1 protein-coding gene is annotated in these 1,057 nt (G+C 52.3%); it reads left to right on the forward strand.

Annotated elements, in window-relative coordinates; all coding sequences use genetic code 11:
- The first annotated feature begins 32 nt into the window (after positions 1-32).
- Positions 33-1,001, forward strand: coding sequence for an IS5-like element IS903B family transposase (locus B9P82_RS28075; protein ID WP_101701458.1), 969 nt, complete (start codon positions 33-35; stop codon positions 999-1,001).
- The last annotated feature ends 56 nt before the right edge of the window (positions 1,002-1,057 follow it).

The raw sequence follows: 1,057 nt of genomic DNA on the forward strand, positions 1-1,057 counted from the left end.
GGCTTTGTTGAATAAATCGAACTTTTGCTGAGTTGAAGGATCAGATCACGTATCTTCCCGACAACACAGACCGTTCCGTGGCAAAGCAAAAGTTCAAAATCACCAACTGGCCCACCTACAATAAAGCCCTCATCAACCGTGGCTCCATAACTTTCTGGCTGGATGATGAAGCTATTCAGGCCTGGTATGAGTCAGCAACACCTTCTTCACGAGGCAGACCTCAGCGCTATTCTGACCTTGCCATCACGACTGTGCTGGTCATTAAACGCGTATTCAGGCTGACCCTGCGCGCTGCGCAGGGCTTTATTGATTCCATTTTTTCTCTGATGAACGTTCCGCTACGCTGCCCGGATTACAGCTGTGTCAGCAGGCGGGCAAAGTCGGTTAATGTCAGTTTCAAAACGCCCACCCGGGGTGAAATCGCGCATATGGTAATTGATTCCACCGGGCTGAAGGTCTTCGGTGAAGGCGAATGGAAAGTCAAAAAGCATGGCCAGGAACGCCGTCGTATCTGGCGAAAGTTGCATCTGGCCGTTGACAGCAACACACATGAAATCATCTGTGCAGACCTGTCGCTGAACAATGTGACGGACTCAGAAGCCTTCCCGGGTCTTATCCGGCAGACTCACAGAAAAATCAGGGCAGCATCGGCAGACGGCGCTTACGACACCCGGCTCTGTCACGATGAACTGCGGCGTAAGAAAATCAGCGCGCTTATCCCGCCCCGAAAAGGTGCGGGTTACTGGCCCGGTGAATATGCAGACCGTAACCGTGCAGTGGCTAATCAGCGAATGACCGGGAGTAATGCGCGGTGGAAATGGACAACAGATTACAACCGTCGCTCGATAGCGGAAACGGCGATGTACCGGGTAAAACAGCTGTTCGGGGGTTCACTGACGCTGCGTGACTACGATGGTCAGGTTGCGGAGGCTATGGCCCTGGTACGAGCGCTGAACAAAATGACGAAAGCAGGTATACCTGAAAGCGTGCGTATTGCCTGAAAACACAACCCGCTACGGGGGAGACTTACCCGAAATCTGATTTATTCAACAAAGCC

Origin of the sequence: Citrobacter sp. L55 (genome assembly GCF_002850715.1) — a bacterium.
GTDB lineage: Bacteria > Pseudomonadota > Gammaproteobacteria > Enterobacterales > Enterobacteriaceae > Citrobacter > Citrobacter braakii.